Source organism: Candidatus Didemnitutus sp. (genome assembly GCA_019634575.1).
GTDB lineage: Bacteria > Verrucomicrobiota > Verrucomicrobiia > Opitutales > Opitutaceae > Didemnitutus.
Genome location: JAHCAY010000001.1, coordinates 328095 through 350063, shown reverse-complemented (window position 1 = coordinate 350063; position 21969 = coordinate 328095). Strand labels below are relative to the sequence as shown.

The 21969-nt window shown below is 66.4% G+C and carries 20 protein-coding genes; 14 read left to right on the top strand and 6 right to left on the bottom strand.

Going from position 1 to position 21969, the window contains the following annotated elements; genetic code table 11:
- The first annotated feature begins 34 nt into the window (after nucleotides 1-34).
- The 5 genes from KF715_01455 to KF715_01435 all read left to right on the top strand — a co-directional run bounded on the left by KF715_01455 (nucleotide 35) and on the right by KF715_01435 (nucleotide 5851).
- Nucleotides 35-1120 (top strand): isoaspartyl peptidase/L-asparaginase, encoded by a 1086-nt coding sequence (locus KF715_01455; protein MBX3735330.1) that lies wholly within the window; start codon nucleotides 35-37, stop codon nucleotides 1118-1120.
- Between the two features lie 7 nt (nucleotides 1121-1127).
- On the top strand, nucleotides 1128-1670 hold the full coding sequence (locus KF715_01450) for an NAD(P)H-dependent oxidoreductase (GenBank protein MBX3735329.1): 543 nt from the start codon (nucleotides 1128-1130) through the stop codon (nucleotides 1668-1670).
- Between the two features lie 22 nt (nucleotides 1671-1692).
- On the top strand, nucleotides 1693-2172 hold the full coding sequence (locus KF715_01445; GenBank protein MBX3735328.1) for a GreA/GreB family elongation factor: 480 nt from the start codon (nucleotides 1693-1695) through the stop codon (nucleotides 2170-2172).
- 270 nt (nucleotides 2173-2442) lie between these two features.
- Complete coding sequence (locus KF715_01440) at nucleotides 2443-4791, top strand: RNA-binding transcriptional accessory protein (protein MBX3735327.1); 2349 nt, start codon at nucleotides 2443-2445, stop codon at nucleotides 4789-4791.
- Nucleotides 4792-4948: 157 nt separating this feature from the next.
- Nucleotides 4949-5851, top strand: a complete 903-nt coding sequence (locus KF715_01435; GenBank protein ID MBX3735326.1) for an EamA family transporter — start codon at nucleotides 4949-4951, stop codon at nucleotides 5849-5851.
- 59 nt (nucleotides 5852-5910) lie between these two features.
- On the opposite strand, the gene KF715_01430 is transcribed toward KF715_01435, so the two are convergent.
- The gene (locus tag KF715_01430; GenBank protein MBX3735325.1) at nucleotides 5911-6354 is read right to left on the bottom strand and encodes a type II toxin-antitoxin system death-on-curing family toxin; all 444 of its coding nucleotides are present in this window, start codon (nucleotides 6352-6354) and stop codon (nucleotides 5911-5913) included.
- Nucleotides 6351-6578: a hypothetical protein gene (locus KF715_01425; GenBank protein MBX3735324.1), complete on the bottom strand. Its 228-nt coding sequence runs from the start codon at nucleotides 6576-6578 to the stop codon at nucleotides 6351-6353. The genes KF715_01430 and KF715_01425 overlap by 4 nt, the downstream gene beginning before the upstream one ends.
- 81 nt (nucleotides 6579-6659) lie before the next feature.
- Here KF715_01425 and KF715_01420 point away from each other — a divergent pair, with 81 nt between their 5' ends.
- Both KF715_01420 and KF715_01415 read left to right on the top strand, forming a co-directional pair.
- Complete coding sequence (locus KF715_01420) at nucleotides 6660-6992, top strand: FKBP-type peptidyl-prolyl cis-trans isomerase (GenBank protein MBX3735323.1); 333 nt, start codon at nucleotides 6660-6662, stop codon at nucleotides 6990-6992.
- Nucleotides 6993-6999: 7 nt separating this feature from the next.
- Complete coding sequence (locus tag KF715_01415; GenBank protein MBX3735322.1) at nucleotides 7000-7230, top strand: RNA-binding S4 domain-containing protein; 231 nt, start codon at nucleotides 7000-7002, stop codon at nucleotides 7228-7230.
- Between the two features lie 208 nt (nucleotides 7231-7438).
- Here the strand turns inward: KF715_01415 and KF715_01410 are convergent, their stop codons facing one another.
- The gene (locus KF715_01410) at nucleotides 7439-8179 is read right to left on the bottom strand and encodes a DTW domain-containing protein (GenBank protein ID MBX3735321.1); all 741 of its coding nucleotides are present in this window, start codon (nucleotides 8177-8179) and stop codon (nucleotides 7439-7441) included.
- Between the two features lie 113 nt (nucleotides 8180-8292).
- Here KF715_01410 and KF715_01405 point away from each other — a divergent pair, with 113 nt between their 5' ends.
- The 4 genes from KF715_01405 to KF715_01390 all read left to right on the top strand — a co-directional run bounded on the left by KF715_01405 (nucleotide 8293) and on the right by KF715_01390 (nucleotide 16209).
- A complete protein-coding gene (locus tag KF715_01405; GenBank protein MBX3735320.1) occupies nucleotides 8293-9843 on the top strand; it encodes a hypothetical protein in 1551 nt (516 codons plus the stop codon).
- Nucleotides 9844-9907: 64 nt separating this feature from the next.
- Complete coding sequence (locus tag KF715_01400; GenBank protein MBX3735319.1) at nucleotides 9908-12502, top strand: DUF3516 domain-containing protein; 2595 nt, start codon at nucleotides 9908-9910, stop codon at nucleotides 12500-12502.
- A gap of 118 nt (nucleotides 12503-12620) precedes the next feature.
- Nucleotides 12621-13718 (top strand): DUF2911 domain-containing protein, encoded by a 1098-nt coding sequence (locus tag KF715_01395; GenBank protein ID MBX3735318.1) that lies wholly within the window; start codon nucleotides 12621-12623, stop codon nucleotides 13716-13718.
- 262 nt (nucleotides 13719-13980) lie between these two features.
- Nucleotides 13981-16209 (top strand): NADP-dependent isocitrate dehydrogenase, encoded by a 2229-nt coding sequence (locus KF715_01390; protein MBX3735317.1) that lies wholly within the window; start codon nucleotides 13981-13983, stop codon nucleotides 16207-16209.
- Nucleotides 16210-16282: 73 nt separating this feature from the next.
- On the opposite strand, the gene KF715_01385 is transcribed toward KF715_01390, so the two are convergent.
- Both KF715_01385 and KF715_01380 read right to left on the bottom strand, forming a co-directional pair.
- Entirely contained in the window at nucleotides 16283-17194 is a 912-nt protein-coding gene (locus KF715_01385; GenBank protein ID MBX3735316.1) for a M50 family metallopeptidase, read from the bottom strand.
- Nucleotides 17195-17262: 68 nt separating this feature from the next.
- Nucleotides 17263-18429: an MFS transporter gene (locus KF715_01380; GenBank protein MBX3735315.1), complete on the bottom strand. Its 1167-nt coding sequence runs from the start codon at nucleotides 18427-18429 to the stop codon at nucleotides 17263-17265.
- A gap of 195 nt (nucleotides 18430-18624) precedes the next feature.
- Between KF715_01380 and KF715_01375 the strand changes: the two genes are divergently transcribed.
- Together KF715_01375 and KF715_01370 are read left to right on the top strand one after the other, a co-directional pair.
- Complete coding sequence (locus tag KF715_01375) at nucleotides 18625-19059, top strand: VOC family protein (GenBank protein ID MBX3735314.1); 435 nt, start codon at nucleotides 18625-18627, stop codon at nucleotides 19057-19059.
- A gap of 65 nt (nucleotides 19060-19124) precedes the next feature.
- A complete protein-coding gene (locus KF715_01370) occupies nucleotides 19125-19598 on the top strand; it encodes a GNAT family N-acetyltransferase (protein MBX3735313.1) in 474 nt (157 codons plus the stop codon).
- A gap of 9 nt (nucleotides 19599-19607) precedes the next feature.
- On the opposite strand, the gene KF715_01365 is transcribed toward KF715_01370, so the two are convergent.
- The gene (locus KF715_01365) at nucleotides 19608-20054 is read right to left on the bottom strand and encodes an SRPBCC family protein (protein MBX3735312.1); all 447 of its coding nucleotides are present in this window, start codon (nucleotides 20052-20054) and stop codon (nucleotides 19608-19610) included.
- Between the two features lie 162 nt (nucleotides 20055-20216).
- Here KF715_01365 and KF715_01360 point away from each other — a divergent pair, with 162 nt between their 5' ends.
- Nucleotides 20217-21965, top strand: coding sequence for a hypothetical protein (locus tag KF715_01360; protein MBX3735311.1), 1749 nt, complete (start codon nucleotides 20217-20219; stop codon nucleotides 21963-21965).
- Nucleotides 21966-21969 lie beyond the last annotated feature (4 nt).

Below are 21969 nucleotides of genomic sequence, written 5' to 3'. Positions count from 1 at the left end.
GGAGGGCGCAGCTACCGCCGCGCCGCGAATCGCCATGAAATCCTTCGTCTCGCTTCCCGCCTCCCTCGCTGCCTTCGCTCTCGCCGGTGTCTCGCTCGCCCACGCGCAATCTCCCGCCCCCACTCCGTCCATGAAACCCTACGGCCTCGTCCTCCACGGCGGCGCGGGCGTGATCGAACGCTCCGCCATGTCGCCCGAGCTCGACGCGCAATACCGCGCCACGCTCCAGCAGGCCCTCGACGCCGGCTATGCCGTCCTCGACCGCGGAGGCATGTCGCTCGACGCGGTCATCGCGGCCGTCACGATCATGGAGGACTCGCCGCTCTTCAACGCCGGCAAAGGCGCCGTGCTCAACGCCGATGGCTTCTGCGAAATGGACGCCTCGATCATGAACGGCGCCACCCTCCAGGCCGGCGCCGTCGCCGGGATTCGTCACGTCAAAAACCCGCTCCATCTCGCGCGCGACGTCATGGAGAAATCCAAGCACGTCTTCCTCATCGGCGAAGGCGCGGAGAAATTCGCCTGGTCGCTCGGCTACGAGAACACGCCCAACGAGTATTTCCAGACCGACTTCCGCCGCAAGCAGCTCGAGCGCGCTCGGCAGCTCGAATTGAAGAAGGACAACGGCACCGCCGCCGTCCCGCTCGATCTCACCTCGCCGGGCGTGCGCGACGAGCTGCATTTCATCCGGGAGCAGAAATACGGCACCGTCGGCTGCGTCGCCCTCGACCGGCACGGCAACCTCGCCGCCGGCACCTCGACCGGCGGCATGACCAACAAGAAATTCGGCCGCGTCGGCGACGTGCCTGTCATCGGCGCCGGCACCTACGCCAACAACGCCACCTGCGCCATCAGCTCCACCGGCTGGGGCGAGTTCTTCATCCGCGCCAACGTCGCACACGACATCTCCGCGCAAATGGAATACGCCGGCAAAGCCCTCCGCCCGGCCGCCGCCGCGACCCTCGCCAAAGTCGCCCGACTCGGCGGCGACGGCGGCGTCATCGGCCTCGACGCCCACGGCAACGTCATGACCGACTTCAACTCCGCGGGCATGTATCGCGCCTACCACATCGCCGGCCAGGCGCCCGTGGTCGCGATCTACGGCGACGAGCCTCGTTGATCTGCCAGTGAAGATCCTCGCCGTCTCGGGCAGCCTGCGCGCTGACTCGTCCAACACGCTTCTGCTCCGCGCCGCGGCCCGTCTCGCCCCGCCCGACTGCACCCTCGAATTGTTCGACGGCATCGGCGACCTGCCCCACTTCAATCCCGACCGCGAGGAGGAGCCGCACGCGGCGGTCGCGCGCTGGAAATCCGCCGTCGGCACCGCCGACGGGCTGCTCTTCAGCACGCCGGAATACGCCCACGGCATCCCCGGCTCCCTGAAGAACGCGCTCGACTGGCTCGTCGGCAGCACCGAGATCGTGGGCAAACCCGTCGCCCTCCTGAACGCCTCGCCGCTCTCGACCTACGCCCCCGCCGCCCTCGCTGAGGTATTGCGCGCCATCTCTGCCGACGTCCGCGAGCACGCCGCCATCGAAGTAAACCTCCGCGGACAGCGCCCCGCCGGCTTCGACCCTGCCGCCGACCCGCGTTTCGCCGGCCCCATCCGCGCAGGGCTCGATCAGCTTGCCGCCGCAATCCGCGCTCGACGCGGCCCCGCCCGCGAGTGAAATTCCCGGCTTACCCCCACGCATGACCAAACGTGCCTTGCTTGAACAACTCATCGCGCATCTCTCGGCGGAAGTCGAAGCGATGACCAAAGCCGCCCTCGCCACTCACGCCGAGGCGACCGACGACGAGAACAAGGCCGAGGACAAATACGACACGCGCGGCCTCGAGGCCTCCTACCTCGCCCACGGCCAGTCGAAGGCCGCCGAGGAAGCCGCGCTGGCCCTCGCCCAGTTCCGCGCGCTCTCGCCCCGCGATTTCTCCGCCGCCGACCCGATCGGTCTCGGCGCGCTCGTCGTTCTCGAAAACAAGGGTGCCCGCTCCCGCTATTTCATCGGCCCGCGCGCCGGCGGCACGGAGATCGAGGTCGAAGGCGAGACCGTGATGGTCGTCACGCCGCAATCTCCCCTCGGCCGCCAGCTTCTCGGCCGCCGCCAGGGCGAGTCGCTGATGCTCGATGTGGGCGGCCGTCGCGCCGAGAATCAGATCGCCGCGGTCACCTGACCGAGCAAGTGGAGTCGCTCGCAAAGTAGCGGGAGCCTCCAGCTCCCGTCGCTCCGTGGCGGTCAAAACGGGAGCTGTAAGCCCCCACCACCTTGCACCAATCGGCCCTCTGATCGCGGCGTCGCGCATCGGATAACGGCCCCCGCGTTTCGCCCTTCGCGCGATCGCCGGACCTGCCTCGCGCGCCAACGCCACGCGAGCAAAATAGCGCGGCGAGGACTTTCCCCTTGCTGGCGATTTTCCGGGTGCTGAACTCGACGGTTCATTCGCATGTCCGCCACTCCGGCTCTCCCCAATCCCGACCATGTGCTCCGCCTCGCGGAGGAACTGAAACTCAAGGTGCATCAAGTCGCCTCGACCGCCGAACTGCTCAAAGGCGGCGCGACCGTGCCCTTCATCTCGCGCTACCGCAAGGAGGTCACCGGCGAACTCGACGAAGTCCAGGTCACCGCCATCCGCGACGGCCTAGAGCGCATGGAAGCCGTGGACGCCCGCCGTGGCGCCATCCTCGCTTCGCTCACCGAGCGCAACCTCCTCACCGACGCCCTCAAATCCGCCCTCGGCGCCGCCGAAACGCTCACGGCGCTCGAAGACATTTATCTGCCCTTCCGCCCGAAGAAGCGCACCCGCGCCACCATTGCGAAGGAGAAAGGCCTCGAAGCCCTCGCCGAACTCATCTGGGCGCAGGACCCCGCCAGCGACATCGCTGCGGCCGCCACCGCACTCGTCGGCCACGAATACACGCTCGACGACGGCAAGAACACCAAGGGCAAGATCGAGACCGCCGACGAGGCCCTCGCCGGCGCGCGCGACATCCTCGCCGAGCGCATGAGCGACGACGCCACCGTGCGCGAAAAGCTCCGCGTCGTTTTCCGCGAACAGGCCGTCGTTTCCTCGAAGGTCATGTATGGCAAGGAAACCGAAGGCGCGAAGTTCAAGGACTACTTCGATTGGTCCGAACCGCTCGCCAAGGCGCCCTCGCACCGCATCCTCGCGATGCGCCGCGGCGAGAACGAGTCCTTCCTCATCATGCGCATCACGCTGCCCGACGAGCTCGCCGCTCAGGCCGTCGTCGAGCTGCACTTCGCCAAAAACACTTCGCCCGCCGCCGCGCAGGTCCGCCTCGCTGCGCAAGACGCCTTCAAGCGCCTCCTCGCCCCCGCGATGGAAACCGAGATGCGCATCGAGTCGAAGAAGCGCGCCGACGAAGCCGCGATCAAGGTCTTCGCCGAAAACCTCCGCGAACTCCTCCTCGCCGCGCCGCTCGGCCAGCGCGCGGTGATGGCGATCGATCCCGGTTTCCGCACTGGCTGCAAGACAGTGCTCCTCGACCGTCAGGGCAAGCTGCTCCACAACGACGTCATCTACCCGGAGCGCTCGCCCGCCGAAGCGAAGGACAAGCTGAAGGGCTTCGTCGACTTCTTCAAAGTCGAGGCCATCGCCATCGGCAACGGCACCGCCGGCCGCGAGACCGAAGCCTTCGTCCGCGCCCTCGGTCTGCCCGCATCGATCCCCGTCGTGATGGTCAATGAGTCTGGCGCGTCGATCTACTCCGCCAGCGAAGTCGCGCGCGAAGAGTTTCCCGATCACGACCTCACCGTCCGCGGCGCCGTCTCCATCGGCCGCCGGCTCATGGACCCGCTCGCCGAACTCGTGAAGCTCGACCCGAAATCCATCGGCGTCGGCCAATACCAGCACGATGTCGACCAGTCCGCGCTCAAACGCTCCCTCGACGACCGCGTCGTCTCCTGCGTGAACGGCGTCGGCGTCGAGGTGAACACCGCCTCGAAGCAACTCCTTTCCTACGTCTCCGGCCTCAACGCCGCCACCGCCGCCGCCATCGTCGCCCGTCGCAACGAGAAAGGCGCCTTCAAGTCGCGCGCCGACCTCCTCGAAGTCCCGCGCCTCGGCCCGAAGGCCTTCGAGCAAGCCGCCGGCTTCCTCCGCATCCGCGACGCCGCTCACCCGCTCGACGCCAGCGCGGTGCACCCGGAGCGTTACGCGCTCGTCGAGAAAATGGCCACCGACCTCGGCGCGACCGTCGCCGACCTCATGCGCGACGAGAAACTCCGCAAACGCATCAAGCTCGAGAGCTACGTCACCGCCGACGTCGGCCTGCCGACGTTGAAAGACATCCTCGCCGAACTCGCCAAACCCGGCCGCGACCCGCGCGAGAAGTTCGAGGCGTTCAGCTTCCAGGAAGGCGTGAGCAAGCCCGAGGATTTGAAGCCCGGCATGAAACTCCCCGGCATCGTGACCAACGTCACCGCATTCGGTGCGTTCGTGGACGTCGGCGTGCACCAGGACGGACTCGTGCACGTCTCGCAGCTCGCGGATTCGTTCGTGAAGGAGCCCGCCGAGGTCGTGAAGCCCGGCCAGAAGGTCATGGTGACCGTTACCGAGGTGGACCTCCCGCGCAACCGCATCGCCCTCTCGATGCGCAGCAACCCGCAGCTCGGCCCGCGCACGCCGCAACAGGCCGGCGCTCGCCCCGGCGGCGGCAACGGTCCGCGCCCCGGCGGCAGCGGCGGCATGAATCGCGGCCCCGCCCCGCTCCCGAAGTCCACGCAATCGCTCAACAGCGACTGGTTCAGCGCCGCGCTGAACAAAAAGAAGTGAGCGCGGAACAGCAGAACGCGGCGCAAGAAAACGCAGAGCAATTCGCGCGGCAGCGCGGGTGGGTGCCGACGCCCCCGGCGGCGCCACGCTCAGTGCACGCGCCTCGTCGCCGCCGGGACGTCGGCGGCGAACACCACCGCTTCGCGCGCGCCTCGTAATGATCCCCTGGGTCGCCGCCACGTTGCTCTCAGCTTTCTTCCTCGGTCTCTACGACCTCGGGACGAAGCACGCCGTGCGCGACAACGCGGTGCTCCCGGTCCTCTTCTTCGCCAACCTATGCAGCGCTACCGTCTGGTGCGCGCTCATCGCGATCGACCGCGCCGGCAACGGTGGCGGCCTCCCCGCGATCCTGCACGTCACGCCACTCACGGCATTCCAGCACCTTCAACTCGCCGCGAAATCCTTCCTCGTCGGCTGCTCGTGGCTCTGCGGCTACTTCGCGGTGAAGCACCTGCCTGTCTCCATTGCGTCGCCGATCCGCGCCACCGGTCCGGTCTGGACGTTGTGCGGCGCCCTACTCGTGCTCGGCGAGCGCCCGTCGTGGCTCGAGTTGCTCGGCGTCGCGATCACCCTGACATCGTTCGTCGGCCTCGCGCTCGCCGGCGCGCGTGAAGGCATCCATTTTCACCGCAACAAATGGATCGGCTGGCTCGCACTCGGCACCTTGCTCGGCGCATCGAGTGGACTCTACGACAAATTCCTACTCGGTCGCCAAGGCTTCAGCGCCGCCACGGTGCAGGCGTGGTTCGCGATCTACCTCGTGGCGTTCTTCCTGCCGCTCACGCTGGCGTGGAAATTCCGGCTCTGGCCGCGCAACGAGTTTCACTGGCGCTGGAGCATCCTGCTCGTCTCCTTCGGCCTGCTCGCGGCGGACTTTCTCTACTTCGATGCGCTGCGCAATGCCGACGCCCTCGTTTCACTCGTCTCCAGCCTGCGCCGCGGCAGCACGCTCGTGGCCTTCGCTGGCGGACTCTGGTTCTTCGGTGAGAAGAACGGTCTGCGAAAACTTCCCGCGGTCCTCGGCGTGCTCGCCGGCATCGTGCTTACGCTGCTGGGCTGAAATGGAGCGCGGACTCCGCTCCGCGTCGCCACCTTCCGGTCGCGAACGGCCCCACCGACTCATCTGTTCGTTTTCGCGCGCGCCTTGGTTTTCCGGGGCTTCGCGCCGGGCAACAACGTCCGCAGCCGCTCCGTCGTCGCGTCGCGATCCAACTTCGACGCTGCGACATCGAGCGTGAGCTGTTCCCAATCCGGCCCGTCGGGTGCCGGTTCGATTCCGTTCAAGCGCAGGAACACCAAACATGCACCGAGCGCCGCTCGCTTGTTCCCGTCGATAAACGGATGGTTTCGGCAGAGGTAGAACAGATACGCCGCCGCCATCTCCGGCACGTCCACATAGACGGACTCGCCGCCGAATGTCGCCTGTGGTGCCGCAATCGCAGACTCCAACAAGGCGCGCTCACGCAATCCGTCCGACCCGCCAAAGCCAGCAATCGCAGCCGCGTGGATCTCCAACACGATCTCCATCGTGAGATGGAAACACTCGTCGTGCTCCGTGCTCATGCGAGGCGGCGCATCGTGCGCTGGTAGTCCTTCATGACGCCTTTGATCGCCGCGGTGACCTCCTCCTTCGTCACCACCGGCCGCACCGGCGTCAGGTAGATCGCCCCGCCCTCGTGCACGGTCACATTCACTTCGTCGCCGACCTTCAAGCGCGCGAGGTCCATGAGCGCCGCGTCCAGCATGATGCCCTGCGAGTTGCCGACCTTGGTGATGCGTTTGATCATGGCGTCAAACTATGTATTACGGTCCTGCCCGCGCAAGTCGCTTCTTGTCTCCGCCGCGCCATCGCCCAAGTTCGCGGACAAATGACCTCCTCCGACCTCCAGATCGAAGTCCTCACCGCCGGCACCGGTGCCGCGCCGCAGAAAGGCGACCTCGTCACCGTGCATTACACCGGCTGGCTGACCAACGGCCAGAAGTTCGACAGCTCGCGCGACCGCGACGAGCCTTTCACCTTTGCCCTCGGCATGCGCCAGGTCATCGGCGGTTGGGACCAAGGCGTCGCCACCATGAAGATCGGCGACAAGGTGAAGCTCACCATCCCGCCGCATCTCGGCTACGGCGCGCGTGGCTTCCCCGGCGCCATCCCGCCCAACGCCACTCTCGTGTTCGAAGTCGAGCTGTTGAAGATCGGCTGACCATACCATGTCCGCCGAATCCGAATCTCGCGTCGTCTTCATCCGCGGCGCCCACATCGAGCTCGCGCAGCTGCTCAAGTTCGCCGGCCTCGCCGACACAGGCGGCGAAGCCAAGCAAGTGATCGCCGCCGGCCAGGTGCTGGTCAACGACTCCACCGAGACCCAGCGCGGCAAGAAAATCGCCCCTGGCGACCGCGTGACCTACAACGGCCAGAAGCTGATCGTGCGCGGCAGCTAAGAACCTTCCGGATCTTTTCTTGGCCGTCGAAACGGAGCGTGGTCGTCGCTGTCCCCGGTGACGACCGGCGTCGGTGAAGACACCGCGCCCGCCTCATCAGCAGAAATCAGGATAGGCTCTGAGTCGTTCCTCACATGGTAGCCCGGCCTCTCCGAGGACAGGCTCGACCCGCACTCGGAGGTAGCGGGCCACCACGGCGACGGCTCTCCTATACCTCGCCCGCCGGCCGTCGGAGAAAATTCTGCCGCCGCTCTCCACTCCGACCGCGCGCTGCCATGCGCGCCTCCGGTGCGCTGTAGGCGCGACGCCGGTAACCCGGCCGCTCCGGGTCCGCTGCGCACTTGAGTTGATAATCCTGCATGCGCGCGAACACGGCGAGCAGTTGCTCCCGGTCCGCGTAGTCGTCGAGCCCGGCGGTCTCCAACGCCAGCAATAGCTCGTGCGTCGCCTCGAGCGTCGAGAGACAGCCTTCCTGTGGTTGCTGCTTGATGACGTAGCGGCTCGGCGCCGTGGGCGTGAACATCACGCGCGGCAACCGCTGCAGGCTCGGGCTCAGTCGCAGCATTTTCCGCGCGCCGGCCCACGTCGCATCGAGCAGGAACACCACCAGTCGCCGCGCGCCAAGCTGCCCGCGAAACGCCTCCAACGTCGCCGCGTCCGCCGTCGAGAGATTCAGCGCCTCGCGCCCCGGATAAACGAGCACGCAGAGGTTCGCCTCGTCCGCGATCAACGCCTGCACCGCCTCATCGCGATCGAACTCGATGCCCATGTGCAGCTCCGCGTTTTCCAAACATAGCCGCGTGAGCCGGCCCGTGGCAGCCTTCTCCTGCTTGAACTCCTTAGGATGCATCAGAAACACGAAACGCGTCCGCGTCGCCATCGCGCGCAGCGTTGGGCACCAACACAGCGCCTTCGGCCAAAAGCAGCGGTAGCACATTTCGCGACTCACCGGCGCAGCGAAGCAGTTGCAAGTCGCTTGGCGATGACGAATTCCTCCGCAGGCGCGGCAAAAAATTCAGCTAAACTCTCCGCCCCGGCGCGTCGATTACGAGGGCCCAAGTTATGGCAACCCTGTCCCTACGTGCGAAACTCGTCGGAGCGAACCTTTCCCCCGCCCTGATCCTCGTCGCGCTCGTCGCGGCGTTGGCGATCTTCGCTACCCGCGTCGAGACGGCCGTGACCGCCGGTCGGGAGCGTTCGTTGAGGCTCGCCCTGCTAGCCAAGGAAATGCAGCTGCACACCATCCAAGTGCAGCAGTTTCTCAGCGATGTTTCGGCCACTCGCGCGCAGGACGGCCTCGGCGACGGTTTCAAGGAAGCCGCCGAACACGCGCGGGGCTTCCGCGAAAGCGCCGAGGCTTGCCGCGCGATCTTCGTCGCCAGCCGCGCGACCGAATCCGAACGAGAGCTCGAGCGCATCGTCACCGCTTTCGACCAATACTACGAAGTCGGCCAGAATATGGCGCGGCACTACGTCGCGGGCGGTCCAGCCGAGGGCAACCAGTCCATGGCGGGCTTCGACGCGAAAGCCTCCGCGCTCGGGCAGGCGCTGGATCCATTCGTCGCGCGACACCTGGCGGAGATGTCGTCGTCGCTCGATACGATCTCGCGCGACGTGCGCCGCCTCCGCAATCTCGTGATCGTCGGCGGCCTGCTGGCGTTCGTTGTCTCGCTTGGCTTCTTCGTCGCGACTCAGCGCACCGTGGTCAAACCGCTGATCGCGCTCGCCGCCGAGCTCCAGTCCAACGCGCACGAAACCGCCGCCGCCGCCGGGCAGCTGCAGACGAGCGCGCAGTCCGTGGCGGAGGGTGCCTCCGAGCAATCGTCCTCGCTGGTCGCCTCCAACGACGCGTTCGATCACGTCGCGGGCATGACGCGCGAGAACGCGACCCGCACCGGCAAGAGCAGCTCCTTGATCAAGGAGACGCGTCTATCCGCCGACGAGGGACGCGGCGAGTTGAAGACAATGGGGCAGGCGATGGAGGAAATTCGCGCCTCCAGCGAAGCCATTGGCGACATCATCAAGAGCATGGACGAGATCGCCTTTCAGACCAACATCCTCGCCTTGAATGCGGCGGTCGAAGCCGCCCGCGCCGGAGAAGCCGGCCTGGGTTTCGCCGTCGTCGCCGAGGAAGTGCGCAATCTCGCGCAACGCAGCGCCGCCGCCGCCAAGGATTCCGCCGCCAAGATCACGGCCGCGACCGCCAAGTCAGTCGAAGGCAAAGCCATTTCCGAGACCGTGAGCACGCGCATGGCGGACATCATCGAAAAGGTGCACCAGATCGACGACCTCATGAGCGAGATCGTGCAGGCCTCGCACACGCGCGATTCGCACATGCAGGAGCTCAAGAAGGCCATGGACTCCATGGAAACCGTCACGCAGCAGAATGCCGCGGCGGCCGAGGAGAGCGCGAGCGCCGCCGTCGAATTGCAGAGCCAGGCCGACTCGCTGCACCGCATCGTGAACCACCTCGAGTGCGTCGTGAGCGGTCACGTCGTCACGGCCGACTTCGACGACATCCCGAAGCCGGTCGAGCTCAAGATCCCCGCCGCCCTGAAGCGCGCCGCTGCGCCTTCGGCCCGCCAGTCGAAGGCCGATCCGGTGCACGCGTGACCGGCGGCGCATCGCCCTGAGGTCCTAGCTTGTCAGCCCCGCGCGGACGCGTCGTGCTCGCGCGATGTCATCGCCGCTCCCCGCTCCGCTCGCTCCCCTGCCCGGCCGCCCATCGGCCGACGCAGTGCTGGAGGGTTTCCTCGCGGCGATGACGGCACGCGGAATCTCCCTCTATCCGGAACAGGAAGAGGCAATTCTCGCGCTCTTCGACGGGCAGAACGTCGTGCTCAACACGCCGACCGGTTCCGGCAAATCCCTCGTTGCCGCCGCGCTCCACTTCAAGGAGCTCTGCGCCGGCCGCCAATCCGTCTACACCTGCCCGATCAAGGCGCTGGTGAACGAGAAGTTCCTCTCGCTCTGCCGCGACTTCGGTCCGGAAAACGTCGGCATGATGACCGGCGACGCCTCGGTGAACCCTCACGCGCCCGTCCTCTGCTGCACCGCCGAGATTCTCGCCAACATCGCCCTCGCCCGCGGTGACCGCGCCCCGATCGGCGCGGTGATCATGGACGAGTTTCACTACTACTCGGACGTCGCGCGCGGCTACGCCTGGCAGGTGCCGCTGCTCACGCTGCCGCAAGCGCGTTTCCTCCTCATGTCGGCGACGCTCGGTTCGACCGAGTTTTTCGAAAAGGAGATGACCAAGCTCACCGGCGCGCCGTCGCTCACCGTGCGCAGCGATCGCCGGCCCGTGCCGTTGAGCTTCGAGTATTCCGAGACGCCGTTGCCCGACAAACTCGCCGACCTGCTCGCGCTGAACCGCGCACCGATCTACCTCGTGCATTTCACGCAACGCGCCGCGAGCGAAGCCGCGCAGGCGCTCATGAGCCTCAACGTCTGCACGAAAGAGGAAAAGGCCGCGCTCGCCACCGAGTTGGAACGCGTGAAATTCAACAGTCCCTACGGCCGCGACATGAAACGCTGGCTGCGCCACGGCATCGGCGTGCACCACGCCGGCCTGCTGCCGAAATACCGCATCCTCGTCGAACAGCTCGCGCAAAAGGGCCTGCTCAAACTCATCTGCGGCACCGACACGCTCGGCGTCGGCATCAACGTTCCGATCCGCACCGTCGTCTTCACCCAGCTCTGGAAATACGACGGCAACAAGGCCGCCATCCTCAGCGTGCGCGATTTCCGTCAGGTCGCCGGCCGCGCCGGCCGCGCGGGCTACGACACCACCGGCTACGTCGTGGTGCAGGCACCGGAACACGTCATCGCCAACAAGCAGGCCGAGGCCAAAGCCGCCGCCGACCCGGCGAAGAAAAAGAAACTCGTAAAGCAATCCGCGCCCGAGGGCAGCGTCGGCTGGGACGCGAAAACCTTCGAGCGGCTCATGACCGCGCCGTCGGAGGAGTTGCAGTCACGTTTCTCCGTTTCGCACGGTATGCTGCTGCTCATGCTCGGCCGCGACACCGATGGCTGCCGCGCCATGCAGCGCCTGATCCGCGACTGCCACGAAACGCCGACGAAGAAAAACGCGCTGCGTCGCCGCGCCTGGCAGCTCTTCCGCGCGCTCGTGGATCGCAAGATCGTCGAAATCCTCCCGCTCGACGCGCGCCCGCCGTCCGGTCGCAAGGTCCGCGTCAACGTCGAGCTGCAGGACGATTTTTCGCTCCACCAAGCGCTCTCGCTCTACCTCATCGACACGCTGCCGCAGCTCGACCGCGCGAGCGCCGACTATCCTTTCGACGTGCTCACGCTCTGCGAAGCCATCGTCGAAGATCCCGATCAGATTCTCCGCAAACAGGTCGACCGCCTTAAGACCGAAAAGCTCAACGAGCTCAAAGCCGCCGGCGTGCCCTACGACGAGCGCATGGCGCAACTCGAGGAAATCACCGAGCACCCGAAGCCGAAGCGCGAGTTCCTCTACGACACCTTCAACGCCTTCGCCGCCGCGCACCCCTGGGTCGAGCAGGAGAACGTTCGCCCGAAGTCGATCGCGCGCGAGATGTTCGAGCGCTACCTGTCTTTCGCCGACTACATCCGCGACTACGGCCTCGAGCGCGGCGAGGGCCTGCTGCTGCGCCACCTGATGCAGACCTTCAAGGTCCTCTCGCAGACCGTGCCCGAGTCCTTCAAGACCGAGCCGGTGGTCGAGATGGAGGACTACTTCCGCGAACTCATCCGCGGCATCGACTCGTCCCTGCTCGAAGAATGGGAGCGCCTCCGCAACCCCGAGTTCGTCGCCGCCGACGCCACCGACAAGCCCGCGCGTCCTGCGTCGTTCGACGTCACGCGCGACGCCGCCGCGTTCCGCCGCGCGGTGCGCATCGATGTTCTCGGCTTCCTGCAGGACGTCGCGTCGCGTGACTGGGAAGCCGCCGCCGCGCGGCTCGCCGAACCCGACCTCCCCGTCGGCGCAACCCCGGATGCGGCGCGCCTCGCCGAATCCCGCCACATCGAGAAAGCCTTCCTCGCCTACTTCGACGCCCGCCGCCGCTTCCGCCTCGATCCCGAAGGTCGCTCCGCGCTCAACACGCACCTCGACGAGCGCGACGACGGCACGTGGACCATCGTCCAAGTGCTCATCGACGCCGAAGGCGCCAACGATTGGGAAGCGACCTTCACGCTCTCGCTCGCCGAATCCCGCGCCGCCGCCGCACCCGTGCTGCGCTTCGCCTCCGTCGCTCCCATCGGGACGCCACCGGAGGCGGACTGACGCGCGCGGGACGACACTTCGCGCCGTTCGGCGCTCCTGACGCGTTTCCCTCGCGGTTGGTCGTTTTCCCGATGTTCTCCGATCGGCAACCCGCACACTCGCGCATCCCCCAAAACCGATGAAAACCCGCCTCCTCTCACTCGGCCTCGCGCTCGTCGCCCCCGTCCTCGCGCAAAATCTCACCCTCCCCGCGGCCAGTCCGCGCGCCAGCGTTGCCCAAACCGTCGGCATCACCCGCATCAGCGTCGACTACGGCCGCCCCGCCGTGAACAAGCGCGAAGTCTGGGGCAAACTCGTTCCCTACGGCGTCGCCGATCTCGGCTTCGGCACCAGCCACGCGGCGCCGTGGCGTGCGGGCGCCGACATCAACACGACGGTCACCTTCCAACACGATGTGCGTGTCGCCGGCCAACCGCTCCCCGCGGGCGCCTACGGTCTGCACATGATCCTCGCCGCCGACGGCGGCGTGACGGTGATCTTCTCCCACGACCACGAAGCGTGGGGCAGCTTCTTCTACGATCCGGCCCACGATGCGCTCCGTGTTCCGAGCAAACTGGAAGACAACGCCGCGCCCCACGAACTCCTCACCTACGAATTCACCGACGTGACGAAGAACAGCGCCGTGCTCTCGTTGCTTTGGGAGAAGAAGCGCATCGCGATTCCCGTGACGGTCGACACCGACGCCGTCGTCGTCGCCTCGCTCAAACGCGAACTGACCGGCAGCAACGGCTTCGACGACCGCGCCTGGAGCGCCGCCTCGAACTACCTCGTCCAAAACAATCTCGATCTGAACCTCGCTCTCGAGTGGGCCAACCACGCGGTCGATCCGCGCACCGGCCAGGTTTCCTTCGCCGGGCTCTCGCAGAAAGCGATTGTGCTGGAGAAGCTCGGCCGCACCGCCGAGGCCGCCGCGGCCATGGACCAAGCCCTGCCGCTCGGCACCGCGCCCCTGATCCATCAATACGGCCGCCGCCTCATCGGCGCGAAGCAGTTCGAGCGCGCGCTGGAAGTGTTCAAGTATAACGCCCAGCGCTTCCCCGACGTCTGGCCGGTGAACTACGGCCTCGCGCGCGGCTACAGCGCCGTCGGCAACTACCCCGCCGCACTCGAGGCGCTGCTCAAGGCGCAGAAGCAGGTGCCCGCCGGCGACACCGTCAACGCCGCCGCCATCGCCACGAACATCGAAAAACTCAAACGCGGCGAGAACATCAACTGAGCGCGCCGCCAACCGCCTTCGCGCTCATCGTCCTCCGCCTTTCAAGGCCCGTGCCCCACCGCGCGGGCCTTTTGTTTTGCCCCGTGTCGGCGCACGCGAAGCCCCCGCCCTCCTTCGCTTGCCGCTCCGCTCGCGCAACAGCCGCACTTATCGCGCGGCCGTGAAAACTATCACGGCCGCCTCTGAGCACCGTATGCCCGGGGTTTGCCTTTGACCGGTTCGCGCCGGCCGGCCTACCGTGGCGGTCCTTCTCTCCACCACCATGTCCGCCTCGAAGCCGACCATCATCTACACGAAGACCGACGAAGCGCCTGCGCTCGCCACCTACTCGCTCCTGCCGATCGTGCAGGCGTTCACCAAACACGCCGACATCGCCATCGAGACGCGCGACATCTCGGTCGCCGGCCGCATCATTTCCGTGTTTCCGGAGTTCCTGACCGAGGCGCAGCGTCAGCCCGACTACCTCGCCGAGCTCGGCGCGCTCACGCTCAAGCCCGAGGCCAACATCATCAAGCTCCCGAACATCTCCGCCTCCGTCCCGCAACTCAAAGAGGCCATCGCCGAACTCCAAGCCCACGGCTACAAGGTTCCCGATTACCCCGAAGTGCCCAAGACCGACGCCGAAAAGGACATCAAGGCGCGCTACGACAAGGTGAAGGGCTCCGCCGTCAATCCGGTCCTGCGCGAAGGCAACTCCGATCGCCGCGCGCCGAAGGCCGTGAAGGATTACGCGAAGAAACACCCGCACTCCATGGGTAAGTGGTCGCCGGACTCGAAGACCTCCGTCGTCACGATGGGCCAGGACGATTTCTTCGCCAACGAGAAGTCCGTCACTCTCGCCACCGCCACGACCGCGCGCATCGAGTTCGTCGGCACTGACGGCGCGGTGAAGGCTCTTCTTCCGAAGCTCGCACTCAAGGCTGGCGAAATCATCGACGGCACCGTCATGCGCAAGGCCGCGCTCGTGGCGTTCTACGAACAGCAGATCGCCAAGGCCAAGACCGACGGCGTGCTCTTCTCGCTCCACCTCAAGGCCACGATGATGAAGGTCTCCGACCCCGTCCTCTTCGGCCACTGCGTTCGCGTGTTCTTCAAGGACCTCCTCGCGAAACACGCCGCGACCTTCGCCGAACTCGGCGTCGACCTGAACAACGGCTTCGGCGACCTCGTCGAAAAACTCGCCAAGCTCCCCGCCGACAAGAAGGCCGCCATCGAGGTCGACATCGCCGCCGCCTACGCCGCCGGCCCGCAGGTCGCCATGGTCAACTCCGACCAAGGCATCACCAATCTCCACGTCCCGTCCGACGTCATCATCGACGCCTCCATGCCCGCGATGATCCGCGCCGGCGGCAAGATGTATGACCGCGCCGGCAAACTCGCCGACGCGCTCTGCGTCATCCCCGACAGCGCCTATGCCGGTGTCTACGCCGCCACGATCGACTTCTGCAAGAAGAACGGCGCCCTCGACCCGAAGACGATGGGCTCCGTTCCGAACGTCGGCCTCATGGCCCAAGCCGCCGAGGAATACGGCTCCCACAACAAGACCTTCGTCGCACCCGCCGCCGGCACGATCCGCGTCGTCGACGAAACCGGCAAGGAGCTGCTTTCACACGTCGTCGCCGAAGGTGACATCTGGCGTGCCTGTCAGACCAAGGACGCTCCGGTGCAGGACTGGGTGAAGCTCGCCGTCACGCGCGCCCGCCTCAGCAACACGCCGGCCGTGTTCTGGCTCGATAAAGCCCGCGCGCACGACGCCCAGATCATCGCCAAGGTTGAGAAATACCTGAAGAACCACGACACGACCGGCCTCGATCTCCGCATCCTCCCGCCCGCCGAAGCGTGCAAGTTCTCCCTCGAGCGCATCGTCAAGGGCCTCGATACGATCAGCGTCACCGGCAACGTTCTTCGCGATTACCTGACCGACCTGTTCCCCATCCTCGAGGTCGGCACGAGCGCCAAGATGCTCTCGATCGTCCCGCTGATGAACGGCGGCGGCCTCTTCGAGACCGGCGCCGGCGGCTCCGCGCCGAAACACGTCGAGCAGTTCCAGCAGGAAAATTACCTGCGCTGGGACTCCCTCGGCGAGTTCTTCGCCCTCGCTGCTTCGTTCGAGCACCTGAGCATCGTCGCCTCGCACAAGAAGGCCAAGGTCCTCGCCGAAACACTCGACGCCGCCAACGGCAAGTTCCTCGAGAACGACAAGTCGCCCGGCCGCAAACTCGGCACGATCGACAACCGCGGCAGCCACTTCTACCTCGCGCTCTACTGGGCCGAGGCGCTCGCCAGCCAACACACCGACGAGGAACTGCACCGTCTCTTCGTCCCGATCTACGCGGAACTCGCCGCGCAGGAGCAGACGATCGTGAAGGAACTCGTCGCCGTCCAAGGCAAGCCCGCCGACATCGGCGGCTACTACCAACCCGACGACGCGAAGGCCTCCGCCGCGCTCCGCCCGTCGAAGACCTTCAACGACATCCTCGCGCAACTCTGATCTCGACGCGCGCGGAACGTCACCTTCTCGAACCCAGCCGCTCGGCTGGGTTCTTTTTTTTCGCCGGGCGCCGTCAGGCGTCGACGATCGAACTGTCCCACGAACGCAGCGGTCGGGCCTGATGGCAATCGGGACAAGTGATCACGTCGAGCGATGTCTGGCAGTGCGGACACACCGCGTTGACCGCAAACGGGTCATAGGCGTGCTGGCACGCCGGGCAGACCCAAAACTCGCCCCGCGGCGGCGACGCGTGACACGAAGGACACTGGAATCCCGACCGTCGCGGCAACTGTTCTATTTTTCTCAACGCTCCCGCGGCCTGAAAGCTCCGCCAACACTGCGACAACAGGTAGAACGCCAACACGCCCTCCCAGATCGACATATCCCAGAGCGCCAGGCCGGCCAAAGCTACGCCACCAACCAAGCCCACGATCGTCGCCGCCTTCAGGCTGCGCGCGCGCCCGAGCGGATACCAGAGCAGCGAGCGTAGGATTTGGCCGCCATCGAGCGGATAGACCGGCAGCAGGTTGAAAATCAGCAAGCCCACGTCCATCCAGATCAGCGCGCTCAGGAAGTGCGCGAGATCCGGATTGTCCACGAGCAGTCCCGTTCCGCGACACGCCCAGCCCAAGCCGATGAACACCGGTAGCAGCACCACATTCACCAGCGGCCCGGCCGCGATGCTCCACAGCATCGCCCCCGCCCGTTGCGGCGGCGCCACGTAGGCCACGCCGCCCAGCGGCCACAGCACGATCTGGTCCGCGCTGCCACCGACCTGCCGGCACGCCAGCGCGTGGCCGAACTCATGCAATGTCACGGTCACGAACAGCGCGAGGTATTCGAGCAACGCCCAGACCGGCGACACATAGCCCGGCGCACGCTGCGAAACGGAATAGATCGCGATGATGAACCACGACCAATGCACGTGCACATCGATGCCTTGGAAGCGAAACAGACGAAAGGACCCCTGCTGGGTGGGCGACATGCGCGAGAGGGCAACAGCTGCAGCAGCGCGGCGCAATCCGTGAATCGCTTGCGGGCCCCGCTGCCGAACTACGTCCGCCGATCCAGCCAGCCGATCGCGACCGCGAGTGCGAGCATCAACGCCAGCGCGAGCACGATGACACCCGACAAAGCTTCCTGCGCGATCGCCCCCGAGAGCGCAGGAAACACCGCGGCTCCGAGCGCGCCGGCGCCCGATTGCCGCCCAATCACCGTCTGCACCGCCTCGGGCGCGAAGCGGCGCGGCACCTCGTGCATCAGCCCCGGATAAACCGGCGCAAATCCCAGACCGATCAACGCGAGCGACACCACAGCCACAAGGCCTGAGCCTCCGAATGCAAATCCGAGCGCACTTGCTCCCGCGAGCAGCGTCCCCGCTCGCACGATCGCGCGATTGGTCCAGCGACCGTGCACGAAGCCAATCCCGATTCGGCCTGCCGTGATCGCACCGTAGTAGCCCGCCACCCACAGCGCAGCCCGCTCCGGCGCGAAGCCGCGGTCCACCACCAAGATCGTGCCGGCCCACAGGCCGATGCTCAGTTCGGCCCCGGTGTAGAGCGCAAAAATCACCGCCGACAACCAGCCCTCGAAAGAGGCGGCGGTTCGTGTCGGCGTTGCGGACGCCGCCGCGGCCGTCGCGACCGCAGCGTGAGTCGGCACCTTTTCCCACAGCCTCAGGGTGGCGAGAAATAAGGCCGCCAACCCCAGCTGAATCGAGCCGATCGCCAGGTAACCTCCGCGCCAGCCATGCGCCGTCGCCAGCGCCCGTCCCATCACCAACGGCCCCGCCGTCGCGCCGATGCCCCAGCATGCGTGCAGCCAATTCATGTGCCGCCCGGAGTAGTGCCGCGCGACGTAGCCGTTGAGTCCCGCGTCGACCGCGCCAGCCCCGAGACCGAGCGGAATCACCGCGATGAACAGCATCGCTGCGCTGTGCGCCTGCGACAACAGCAGCATCGCTCCGCTCGTCAGCGCACAACTCACCAGCACCACCGGCCCCGTGCGGAATCGCGCCGCCACCCAGCCGCTCGAGAAACCAGACGTCGCCGTGAGCAGCGTCCCTACAAGCATCAACACGCCCGCCAGACCGACCGGCAAGCGCAGCTCCGGATAAACCGCCGGCCACGCGACGCCGAGTGTGCCATCGGGCAATCCGAGGCTCACGAAACCGAGATAGATAATGACCAGGAGCAACCCGGCGGCACGCGACAGTGACATGACCGCGCAGAGTTAAGCGGACACGCGCCATCGATTCCATCCTCGTTTCTCGCCGCATTTGTGGTCGCGCACACGCTCGTCGCAATTTCCCCAATGGTGTCCGCGCGTCCGCTTGTCGTTCGTCGATGAATGGTCACCGTTCTACGCGGTGACATTCCACCCTCCGAAACCTCCTCGACCAACCACGCAATCAACATGGCTCGCGTCACCACCTACCTCAACTTCGCCCGCGAAACCGAAGCGGCGTTCACGTTCTACAAGTCGGTTTTTCGGACCGAATTCGCCGCCCCCATCATGCGCTTCACCGACGGGCCACCGTGCCCGGGAGCTCCCGCGCTCGCGGATGCCGACCAGCGTCTCGTGATGCACGTCGCGCTGCCGACCATCGGCGGCCATGTGCTCATGGGCTCCGACGCGCCGACCTCGATGGGCTTCACCGTGAACCTCGGCAACAACGTCTACATCAATCTCGAACCAGACACGCGGGCAGAGACCGACCGCCTCTTCGCTGCGCTCGCTGCTGGCGGCAAAGTGGAAATGGCCCTGCAAGAGATGTTCTGGGGCGCCTACTGGGGCACGCTCACGGACCAATTCGGCGTGCGTTGGATGTTCAACTGCACCGCGAAGTGACGCCCGGCGCGGGCTTGCTTGCGCGAGAAGATTCGCCCGAAGATCCCGGCTGAACCGCCTCGCCCATGGCAGCCGAAATCACTCCCGCCGTCTCTCCGGAGCAGCTCGCGATCGTGCGCGAGCTGTTCTCGGAATACGCGGCGGGGCTCGGCGTCGATCTAGGCTATCAAAACTTCGCGGACGAACTCGCCGGCTTGCCGGGAATCTACGCGCCGCCGCACGGCTTCCTGCTCCTCGGCTGGACGGAAGGAGCACCCGGTGGTTGCGTGGCGCTTCGTCCCCGCAACGACGACGTCGCAGAGATGAAGCGCCTCTACGTCCGTCCTTGTGCTCAAGGAACCGGACTCGGGCGCGCGCTGGCCGAACGATTGATCGAGGAAGCGAAGGCCGTCGGCTACCGCACGCTTTGGCTCGACACGCTGCCCGGCATGGAGCGCGCGCAACGGCTCTACGAGCGACTGGGGTTCGTGCGCCGTGCGCCCTACTTCGACTCCCCGGTCGCCGGAAACGTGTTCATGGAACTCACGCTCCGGCGATAAGGGCGCCGCTCACTGCTTGATGTCCGGCTCGACGACTTGCGCGAGTTGGAGGAGCGATTCCTGCCAGCCGAGGTAGCACATCTCCGCTGGGATCATCGCCGGGATGCCCGTCTGCGCGATGCTCACATCGGTGCCGCAGAGCACCGGTTTCAGGTCGACGGTCACGGTCATTTCGCCGGGGAGATTCGGGTCGTCGAACTTGTCCGTGTAGCGAATCCGCTGCCCGGGCACGAGTTCGAGATACGTGCCGCCGAACGAGTGCGCATGTCCCGTGGTGAAATTCGTGAACGCCATCTTGAAGGTCCCGCCGACTTGGGCGTCGCAATGAAACACGCGGGCGGTGAAGCCGAAGGGCGGCAGCCATTTGGCCATGGCGTCGGCATCGATGAAGGCGCGATAGACTTTCTCCGGCGCGGCGCGCAGGACGCGGTGAAGGTGGACGGCGTTGGTGGACATGGCGTGGGTTTTCCGTGGTTGGTGGTTTCGGATAATGATTTCACATCCTCTACGGTTGAAACCCTGTCGCGCGGACACCGTCTTGGGAAGTGTCGAGCGCCCGCAGTTCCGGTTGCTCCCGCCTCTTCCAGGCGATTTCCTCCTGCTGTCGCCCTTTCACCCATGAACGTCGCGCCTCCCGTCCCCCGGCGTAGTCTCCCGCACCTCCTGACTTTCGCCCTCGCTGCATTCACCGGCATGAGCGCCGCCGCCGCAGACATGCAGGTCGCGGGCAAGACCGTCGAGCTGCCGGACTTCACAGTCACCGATAGCCGCGTGCTGCCCGAAGCACCGCCGTGGCACTACGGACGCGTCGGGCGCTTCGAAGTGCTCTCGAGCACGACCGCCGGCCGCACGCGCAAGCTCCTCGCTGATTTCCAGAAATTCCAGCAGGCGCTCACGCTGCTCTGGCCCGCCCAGCCCCGGCCGCTCGCGAGCGCCACCCTCGTGCTCTGCGCCCGCGAGGGCGAGTTCGCGTCGCTCCTGCCGCCGGGCGCCAACGCGAAACAGGACGCGCCGCCCAGTCGCTTGCTGCGCGACGCCGACTCCCTCGCTATCGCCGTCAATCTCGCCGCGGATCGCTTGCTCATCGACGACGCCAGCGCCCTCGCCGCCAACGGCGCCACATCCGTCGAACTCGATATCGACCACGCGCAGCTGCTCTATCGCGAATACGTTTTCTCGCTCCTCAATCAGTCTGCCAGTCGCCCGCCTCCGTGGATGGCCGAAGGCCTCGTGCAAATCGTGATGGACGCCGAGGTGACCGATCGTTGGCTCAACTACGGCAAGATCGACACCTTCAAGGGCGGTGCGACCGGTGGCGAAGCCGTCGGCTCCGACGAGACCGATCCCTCCGCGGGTGGAGCCGCCGTCGTCGGCGAGCAACCGTTCAACGTCGTGCTGCGCCACCGCAAGCTGATGCCGCTCGCGCAATTTTTCGCCCTCACCGCCGACGCCCCCGAGGCTCGCTCCCCGCTCGGCAACAACCTCTGGGCCAAGCAAGCCTACCTGTTCGTGCACTTCTGCCTCTTCGGCGAAGACCTCCGCTATCGCGACGCCATCGTCCAGTTCGTTGGCCGACTTGCCCGCGAGCCGCTGAGCGAAGCGTTGTTCCGCGACTGCTTCAAAATCGGCTTCGCGCAAATGGAAGAGGAACTCCGCGCCTACATCCGCCACGTCCGCCACAAATATCAGAGCTACGACATCAAGCCGGAGGACCGCCTCAATCCCACGGACATCGTGCTCGCCGATGCCAGTCCGGCGCAAATCGGCGTCATCCTCGGTGACGCGCAACGCCTCGCGGGCAATCTCGATCGCGCCGCTGCGACCTACCGCGAAGCCTACCAGCGCGGGAGCCGCGCCCCGGCCTTGCTCGCCGGCCTCGCCCTTACCGAAGCGCACGCCGGACAATCCACGCGCGCCGCAAAATTCCTCGAAGCCGCCTGCGCCGCCCATGTCGAGCGTCCGTCCGCCCACGCTGCTCTCGCCCGGGCGCGATTGACCGCCGCGCTCGCCCACCCGGCCGCCGACGGGAAGCTCGATGCCGCGCAGATGGCGACCGCGCTGGCTCCCGTTTTCGAAGCGCGACAACACCCACCGCTGATCGCCGAGACCTACCACGTCGCCGCCGATGCGTGGGCGGCGAGTGCCGCGGCGCCGAAGATCGCCAACCTCGCTGTGCTCGACGAAGGCCTGAAAGCCTTCCCGCGGGACAGCGCCCTCGTCCTGAAAGGCGCGCACCTCTACGCGGCCATTGGTGCAAACGACATCGCCGCATCGATCGCGCGGATGGGCGCGCGGTTCGCGACTGATGCGGACGCCCGCGAGCGTTTCGCGCAGTTGCTCGCGACGCTTCCGCCCGCAACGAAGTAGCGCC